We start from the raw sequence: 7093 nt of genomic DNA on the forward strand, positions 1-7093 counted from the left end.
TTTACCAGCAATCGGAGGGAGCCGTCATGTCACTTACTGATACTAAAGTAAAAAATGCCAAGCCGTCAGGAAAGGTGGTGAAGCTCACTGACGGGTTCGGCCTCTACTTGCTGGTACATCCCAACGGTTCTAAATACTGGCAGTTGGGTTATCGCTTTGAAGGGAAACAGAAAGTGTTTTCCATTGGTGTCTATCCTGCTGTTTCACTGGCTGATGCAAGACAACGCCGGGATGAAGCGAAAAAGCTGTTAGCGGCTGGCATTGACCCTAGCGCTAAAAAGCAGGCTGACAACAAAACCACACTGGAAAAGCGTAACAACACCCGCGCTTTCAAGACCGTTGCTAAAAGCTGGTTTGCCACCAAAACCACATGGTCAGAAGATTATCAGCGTTCTGTCTGGACACGACTGGAAACTTATCTGTTCCCTGACATTGGTGAAAAAGATATTGCTGAACTGGATACAGGCGATCTGCTGGTTCCCATCAAAAAGATAGAGAAGCTGGGCTATCTGGAAATTGCTATGCGGGTAAAACAGTATGCTACCGCCATCATGCGTTATGCCGTCCAGCAAAAGATGATCCGTTTCAATCTGGCCTATGATTTGGAAGGCGCAGTTCAGAAGCCACAGACGGAACACCGCCCCGCTATCGAACTGGAAGAGATACCTACCCTACTGGAACGTATTGAAGCCTATAAAGGCCGTAGCAGGCTGACCCAATTGGCGATAAAACTCAATCTGCTGATTTTTGTGCGTTCCAGTGAACTCCGCTTTGCCAGATGGTCAGAGATTGATTTTAACAGTGCCTTATGGGTTATCCCTGAACAGCGTGAAGCCATTGAAGGGATCAAACATTCAGGCCGTGGGGCTAAAATGCGCAGAAAGCACTATGTTCCTCTGTGCCGTCAGGCACTGGACATTCTGAAAGAGCTAAAAACCCTCACCTATGACGTTAACGGTGACGACGGCTTTATCCTGACGGGCTGTTATGATGCGATGAAGCCGATGAGTGAAAACACCATCAACAAAGCGCTTCGCAAAATGGGCTATGACACCAAAACCGATCTGTGCGGCCACGGCTTTCGAACGCTGGCGTGTAGTGCGTTAATCGAATCGGGTATCTGGCCTGAAGATGTAGTAGAACTTCAGATGAGCCACATGGAAAAGAATAACGTTCGCGCTGCCTATACCCACAAGGCCAAACACCTTGAACAACGCCGCCTGATGCTGCAATGGTGGGCTGATTTTCTGGATGCTAACAGCAACGGTATGGTGAGGCCGTTTGAGTTTGCCTCTAAAATGTAGGACGGTATAATCCCAAGGATGGGATATTGTTCAATTAGGTGTAATGATGCGTATAAAAAAATCATTAAAACGAAAATTAAGAAAAAGAAAAATTCAACTAAGGAAAAATCGTATAATCGGAAGGCCAAGTGATAAGCCAAAGCTGAAATTATTGCCACGATATGCATCACGAAAAAAAACGACAACACAAAAATATATTATTGGCATTTATTCAAAATCCATATGCTCTAAAATTGACTTTTCCAATATCATCTTTATAAACACCAACTTAAGAGGTTCCATCTTCAAACAAACAAAATTTAATGGTAGTAAATTCATATGTTCTGATTTCAATGGCGTTCACTTTAACTGTATTAAATTTAAAAACACAGAGTTTAAAAAATGTCTATTCTATGGCACAGTTTTCAAAAGAAGCACTTTTGATAATTGTCAGTTCAAAGAATGCATTTTTATAAATGTAAAGACAGAGGCATTACCAGAATTAAACAAGACAAATATAGTCTTAAAAAGACACCCATATGTCACATTATCTACTGGTTTTATAGAAAAATTGAATCAATTTAAAAAAATAGAACATCTGACTAAAAGTAGATTGATACACATAAAGGGAGGTAAAATTAACCATGCAACATTTTATGCTATTACCACTTTATTTAACAATAAAGAAGAAACAGTAGTATTATCGTTAGAGAAAATATTCGAGAAGCAGGGAAAAAAGACACCTTATACAGTAGGAAGCCTCATCGAAAATCTAAAAAAAATTGACAGTTAATATTCTTTTTGCTAGGTTAACTGAGTCCTGCCCCATCCAATCGAGAGGTTGGATAGTTAAGGTTAGAAAGGGGACTACCATTAAGTTGGCAAGATCTAATAACTGACATTCTGGGAGTGCTGACTATGATTGGAAACTATGCGACTGTTATAGGATTTTTAGCTTTGGTGCTGTCTTATATATTGAGTAAAGTAACTGATCCAGCCTCTCGATTGTTTGGGGTTATTAGTAGATCATGATTAGAATATTCTTGACCGATACTCGGCTTTAAAATACTTAGTAAAAGGGAGAATAATGAATTTTTTCCTACCAGTAGTTGAAAAATTAGATTTTCACGAAAATTTCAAAAGAGTATTGATAAAAAACAATAAATCAGCACAAGAATTATTCAATAAATGGGCTAGTGGTTTTGTTGATCGAGACAAAAAATTAATCAAAGAATTTCAAACAACATTTAACTCAACCTTTTGGGAGGTTTACCTTTTCGCTGTACTTAAAGAATATGGATTAAACGTTAACTTCAATTACTCCTCACCCGACTTCAGTATCATCAATCCAAACATTATTATTGAAGCCACAACAGCGAATGCTGCAAAAAATAAAACACCAGAATGGGAGAAGAAATACTCCCCTGATGAGTTAGTGAAGTTAAATAGATTCAATGAACTAAATAGAGAAGCGATGATAAGACTATGCAACTCAATAAAAGAGAAAGAAAAAAAATATAATAAGATTTATTCTAAGTTAGATCATGTCAGAGGAAAACCATTTGTTATCGCAGTAGCTCCCTTCGAACAACCTTATTTTAATTTACAATACGACAGAGCAGTAAGAGCAGTGTTATACAATGATTATGTGAATGAGGACGTATTTTTAGACAATCCTGAACTATACCCTGAGGGGCCACCAAATCAACAACTTGACTATGTTAAAAAAGATAATGGAACCGAAATTCCGTTGGGCTTTTTCTGCGATGAACAATATGAAGATATCAGCGCTATAATGTTTAGCTGCAATGCTACTTGGGGAAAATTATTGGCATTATCTAATAAAAATAATCCACTTGGGGAAATCTACTCTACTTGGGCGAAACCGCCTGAAGGAATCCCCAAAAAAGTAATATGCAAAACATCTGAGTATGATGAAACCATCCTTGATGGATTAATGATATTTCATAACCCTTACGCTAAGAGGCCGCTTGATACTAAGATATTTAGAGCTAATAGAGTAGTCCAAATTTATCCCGGTGAAGAATCATTTTCTTTGGTTTTCGAGAATTATAATGACTGTTTACATTCAAGAACAATTCATATACCGCATAGTAAATAAAAAAGGCCATTAAACTCTTTTGCCAACACTTCATCCAACTGTTCACAAAGTTCTGGGGCATTTCGGCTTTGAAGGGTTTTAGGCTTACCCTCCGTAGATTTTTCATATCGCGTTTAGCAATTGACTAGTACAAATCCTAGCCTTACATTGCAGCCAAGTAAGTACACAACTTAACACAAAGCTATTCATGAAATAATCGCCCCTGAAAGGTACTGCAATACCAGACAAGGGCTAACCTCAACGTTATGGAGCTAACGCTATGGCTATCTATCAGTTTACCTATTCCCATCCTGAAAATCTGCATCTGGCTACTGCTTTTTTGCTATATCCAGCAGCGGAGGCTTATCATGTTCGATAACACACCGCTGGAGCTGGAAGAAATCATCGATCAGTGTCGGGCATTAGTTTATGCGGTTGTTGAACTGGATGAACCCAAGGCAAAAGAGATCTTATCCTTTATCTTGTGGGAAAGACTCAATACACTTCATCTGGTCTATCAGAAAGAAGACGCAGCCTGATATAATCCCACTTTTCTATAGTAGATTTAAAAAAAATAAAAGGGCTGTCATGCCCTTTTTATGACAAACATTTATTGTTTATATTCTCCACCAAGCCAATGTTTAATATTGTAATTATATTTAATGAAATTATAACCGTGTTCTCTGTCAATTCGCTCCGCATCCCTTTTATTGTTCAGGTTTCTTGCGCGAGTATACTCCCCATAGGCTTTGAAAAAGGCATCCATTTTAGCAGCCAGAGACACATTGCCAGTATTAATTGCGTTTGCATAGGTTTGATAATCTGCTGTCTTTTTAAGGTCAACTGTACAGCCCCACGGATAATATGAATTACCAGTCCAGTCATAACTTTCATCACCGTTAAACTCATTATCGTATTCGTCAAAAATGCCATTACAGTCATAGTCATAACCAAATACGTATTTCAGACTGACCCCCATCTCTGCTGCTTTTTCATCAATTGTCTTATTTGCGGCTGCGCCAGCGGATATTGATGCACTGATACTCGATGAAACACTGGCACTGGTTGAAAGTGATAATGACGCCGATGTACTGGCAGATAACGATGCGGATTGTGAAGCGCTAATACTGGCACTGGTGCTGGCAGATTTGGATGCCGACAGGCTGGCGCTGGTTGAAGCACTTAAACTTGCCGATGTTGAAGCAGATTTAGACGCAGAGATCGATGTTGACTGGCTGGCACTGATACTGTTGCTCACAGAAGCACTGATTGACTGACTTGTGCTTGCTGACTTGGAAGCCGATACAGATGCACTGGTTGAAGCACTCACGCTTGCCGACACCGAGGCAGATTTAGACGCAGATACCGAATTTGATATAGACGATGATACCGACTTACTGGCGCTCACCGATGCCGATGTTGACGCTGATTTACTGGTAGACAGTGATGCAGACGTACTGGCAGATTTGGATGCAGAGGTTGATATTGCCGTGCTTGCTGCGACTTCAGCCTCAGAACCTTCACGCAGTTCCCCAAGATTCAACGGGAAAGCCAACGTGTTTTTTAAGATCTGCATAGATATGGGATACGTTTCCTGAACACTTCCATCCGGCTTGGCACTCATCAGATAAGCATCTGACGTGTTGAATATGGTACGAACCTGTTGAACCGTTTCCCTTATCGCCGCATCATGTTTTTCATTGCGATAAAAGCTTAATGCGGTATAGGCAATACCCGAAGCAATTCCAAGCCCTAAAACAATCTCTAATACTGAATATCCTTTTTTGTTTATTATCATAATATTTATCCTTATTTTATCGATAGCTGATGGTTTTCTCTGGTCTGCATGGTTTTTCGATAAATGTCATAACTGACATTAACGATATTTTCTTTTTCAGCAGAACCACCAGAGGAATGAACAATATCTCCATCAGAATCATAAAGGGCGTAGGTTTTCGGATAAACAAAATGATTGACTACAATTGTGTTATCTTTTCCTGATTTACATAGTGCGGCTGTTTTATCTGTCACAACCGTGTTTCTGTTCCATGTGCTTCCTGACGCAGGTGGAGTTAATGGCACATACTGACTGTTAATTAACACTTCAAAATATTGCCCCGCTAACTGTGTTGCCAATATCGCACAGGACTTATCTGGCACATGGCTTAGCGTCAGTTTTAAAACGTTCGCGCCGATATATGCTGAGTTATATTCCAGTGAATACACACTACCGATTGGCGCTTTAAAAATGCTATCAGCAGATTGTGCTTGTAATGTGAAACCACTGGCAAATAATAAGCATAATATTTTTGTTTTGTTGAATGACATGATATCTCCTGAAATTTATTAATCTATACTCAGGAGATAATCAATTTATTTTATATTGACAAGAGTCTTACAGTGTTATTTTATTTTTTTAAATTCTCCAAGTAAAAATGTCAGACTTATGATCACCCCGATTAATAACCATCAGGACAATAAATTATTAGTGAAGCCTTACGTGCTAAGTTATTAGACGATGTGTCGATCCGACTGAACTACTTGGTTCTGTATCCGCGACAAAATCAGAAAAAGCGAAAGGTGAGCCTCATCCTGTTAAATAAAAATATGTTGATGAAAATGGCAACGAAAAGCTATGGACAGGTCAGGGTCGTACACCTAAAGCAATTACGACTGTGTTTGAGAGCAGTAAAACGCCAGAGGATTTTTAGATCTGATTATTTATATCAGACTGCAACCCTTTGCTACGGGTTGCAGACGCAAAAAAGCAAATCACTTTGAGTTTTTGAATAATGGGAGATTTTTGGATTTCCGCCAGCGTTTTATTTCATTAATAATGCCTTCTGGTGAATCATCTCTTCCATCCGGTGGATAAAAAATCAGACCATTGCCTTCGGGATGAAGTACGATCCTGTCAAAATGCTCAACCAAATTATCTAAATGTGTTTCTAATTCCTTCCCTCGAAGTCCCATGGGATTATCAAAAAACTCAGACAGATAAGAAATAAATTCTTCCTCAGTATAATCCTCAAGCTTTTCTTTTAAATTCATATGTCACCATTATTTTAATGCAAACCAATATGATTTTTTGGAGTATTCACTCTCAAATTATCTATGTTATATACCTCGCCACCGTGTTGTATATTTTTAACATGGTGAATTTCAAACCGTTTCCTTTTTCCTACCTGCTCTTCAGGTATAGTAAAAGGCGCATTACCTGCTTTAATTATAGTCTGATTGGAGCGATTAAACTGTGCCATTAACTCAGGGCATTCCGATACAGCCAGCCAAAACGCTTCCCTAAAATCATCAAAACGCTCAAATTTCTGCCCTCTCAGTTTATCCGCGACTTCAACAGGCACTGGCGCACCTAATCCTGAACTGGCGGCTTCCAACCATTTACCTTCACCACTCAGTACCTCACCTTTCCCTGTTGCAGTTCCGGGCTTATCCCGCGCTGATTGCAGATAAACATAGATCGGCCTTATCTCTGAACCATCAGGGAATACCAAGATCCAGTCATTAAAATCATGCTCATCTGGCGCAGGAAACGGTGGCGTGGTGGTTTCCGTTTCATCTTCAGGGATAGGATAGATCAGGATGGTGGGCTGATCGATGGGTTTGACCGGATTTCCTGTATGTGTAACAGTCTCAACCCCGTCAGGTTTTTCTGGTGTCCATGTGATGGACGGGCCATCCAGACCGGGCG

The 7093-nt window shown here is 39.8% G+C and carries 8 protein-coding genes and 1 pseudogene; 5 read left to right on the forward strand and 4 right to left on the reverse strand.

Going from position 1 to position 7093, the window contains the following annotated elements:
- Positions 1-26: 26 nt before the first annotated feature.
- The 4 genes from H0247_RS17885 to H0247_RS17900 all read left to right on the forward strand — a co-directional run bounded on the left by H0247_RS17885 (position 27) and on the right by H0247_RS17900 (position 3923).
- Positions 27-1304: an integrase arm-type DNA-binding domain-containing protein gene (locus H0247_RS17885; protein ID WP_180743751.1), complete on the forward strand. Its 1278-nt coding sequence runs from the start codon at positions 27-29 to the stop codon at positions 1302-1304.
- Between the two features lie 46 nt (positions 1305-1350).
- On the forward strand, positions 1351-2076 hold the full coding sequence (locus H0247_RS17890) for a pentapeptide repeat-containing protein (RefSeq protein ID WP_219606806.1): 726 nt from the start codon (positions 1351-1353) through the stop codon (positions 2074-2076).
- A 294-nt stretch (positions 2077-2370) separates the two neighbouring features.
- Entirely contained in the window at positions 2371-3405 is a 1035-nt protein-coding gene (locus H0247_RS17895) for a hypothetical protein (protein WP_180743753.1), read from the forward strand.
- A gap of 347 nt (positions 3406-3752) precedes the next feature.
- A complete protein-coding gene (locus tag H0247_RS17900) occupies positions 3753-3923 on the forward strand; it encodes a hypothetical protein (protein WP_180743754.1) in 171 nt (56 codons plus the stop codon).
- Between the two features lie 71 nt (positions 3924-3994).
- Here H0247_RS17900 and H0247_RS17905 read toward each other — a convergent pair whose 3' ends face one another.
- Together H0247_RS17905 and H0247_RS17910 are read right to left on the reverse strand one after the other, a co-directional pair.
- Positions 3995-5182 (reverse strand): hypothetical protein, encoded by a 1188-nt coding sequence (locus H0247_RS17905; protein WP_180743755.1) that lies wholly within the window; start codon positions 5180-5182, stop codon positions 3995-3997.
- Positions 5183-5193: 11 nt separating this feature from the next.
- Positions 5194-5712: a hypothetical protein gene (locus H0247_RS17910; protein ID WP_180743756.1), complete on the reverse strand. Its 519-nt coding sequence runs from the start codon at positions 5710-5712 to the stop codon at positions 5194-5196.
- 162 nt (positions 5713-5874) lie between these two features.
- On the opposite strand from H0247_RS17910, the pseudogene H0247_RS20060 reads away from it, so the two are divergent.
- Positions 5875-6095 (forward strand): annotated as a pseudogene (locus tag H0247_RS20060) (H-NS family nucleoid-associated regulatory protein); the annotation flags it as partial.
- A 61-nt stretch (positions 6096-6156) separates the two neighbouring features.
- Here H0247_RS20060 and H0247_RS17920 read toward each other — a convergent pair.
- Together H0247_RS17920 and H0247_RS17925 are read right to left on the reverse strand one after the other, a co-directional pair.
- Complete coding sequence (locus H0247_RS17920; protein WP_180743757.1) at positions 6157-6435, reverse strand: bacteriocin immunity protein; 279 nt, start codon at positions 6433-6435, stop codon at positions 6157-6159.
- A 14-nt stretch (positions 6436-6449) separates the two neighbouring features.
- The coding region (locus H0247_RS17925; RefSeq protein ID WP_180743758.1) for an S-type pyocin domain-containing protein at positions 6450-7093 on the reverse strand (644 nt) is incomplete at its 5' end.

It is taken from the genome of Pectobacterium sp. CFBP8739 (assembly GCF_013449375.1).
In the GTDB taxonomy this organism is placed as follows: Bacteria; Pseudomonadota; Gammaproteobacteria; order Enterobacterales; family Enterobacteriaceae; genus Pectobacterium.

Excerpts from the sequence above, each read along its gene's own strand:
- H0247_RS17910 (WP_180743756.1), bottom strand. The coding sequence starts at position 5,712 with ATGTCATTCAACAAAACAAAAATATTATGCTTATTATTTGCCAGTGGT.
- H0247_RS17885 (WP_180743751.1), top strand. The coding sequence starts at position 27 with ATGTCACTTACTGATACTAAAGTAAAAAATGCCAAGCCGTCAGGAAAG.
- H0247_RS17920 (WP_180743757.1), bottom strand. The coding sequence starts at position 6,435 with ATGAATTTAAAAGAAAAGCTTGAGGATTATACTGAGGAAGAATTTATT.
- H0247_RS17900 (WP_180743754.1), top strand. The coding sequence starts at position 3,753 with ATGTTCGATAACACACCGCTGGAGCTGGAAGAAATCATCGATCAGTGT.
- H0247_RS17905 (WP_180743755.1), bottom strand. The coding sequence starts at position 5,182 with ATGATAATAAACAAAAAAGGATATTCAGTATTAGAGATTGTTTTAGGG.
- H0247_RS17895 (WP_180743753.1), top strand. The coding sequence starts at position 2,371 with ATGAATTTTTTCCTACCAGTAGTTGAAAAATTAGATTTTCACGAAAAT.
- H0247_RS17890 (WP_219606806.1), top strand. The coding sequence starts at position 1,351 with ATGCGTATAAAAAAATCATTAAAACGAAAATTAAGAAAAAGAAAAATT.